This window comes from Methanococcoides seepicolus (assembly GCF_023684405.1).
In the GTDB taxonomy this organism is placed as follows: Archaea; Halobacteriota; Methanosarcinia; order Methanosarcinales; family Methanosarcinaceae; genus Methanococcoides; species Methanococcoides seepicolus.
In genome coordinates this window covers 1-569 of the sequence record NZ_JAGSOI010000155.1, presented here as the reverse complement: position 1 = coordinate 569, position 569 = coordinate 1, and the positions used below count along the sequence as shown (strand labels likewise).

Genomic DNA, 569 nt, shown 5'->3' with positions numbered 1-569 from the left:
TAATCTCCACTGAATAGTTATACCCACAATCATGGCATTTGTAGCGTTGACGTCCATCGATTTTACCGTTCTTTTTATGATTGGAGCTCTTGCACCTGGGACAGTTCATGCATAAATATAGGTCCTAATAACATAAAAACTCTACTTAAATACCAATGCCATTAATTTATTATTTGTATTTTCACATAGATAGTCAATTACAATTTGAATTATGTCATAGTAATATTTACTATCCATGAGATTGAAGATAGATTCATCATTATATACATTCGTAACCAAATATCTAAGTGTAGTAATATCAGGAGTAAGAGAATTTAATGCAGGTTTGGCACCGGGCCTAGAATAATCTATTTTTTTGACAGTACAAATCCATTGTCTTTTAATTTTTTCAACGGCTTATCAATAACATTAAATTTTGGCATTGTTAACTAAACATAGCTAACTCTTTATTTCTGTACTTCATCAAAAGAAGAACAGAGTACTTCAGCATTTCAAGACTCTTAGTATAACACTTTGACTTTCTTCTCAATCTTGCCAGAAAGTGCCTAATTATGCTGTTATATCCTTCA

At 31.3% G+C, this 569-nt stretch carries 1 protein-coding gene and 1 pseudogene; both read right to left on the bottom strand.

What is annotated here, in order from left to right; genetic code table 11:
* On the bottom strand, positions 1-109 hold a 109-nt coding region (locus KDK67_RS14195), incomplete at its 3' end, for a transposase-like zinc-binding domain-containing protein (protein ID WP_420846926.1).
* A gap of 315 nt (positions 110-424) precedes the next feature.
* Positions 425-569: pseudogene (locus KDK67_RS14190) on the bottom strand (IS1 family transposase); the annotation flags it as partial.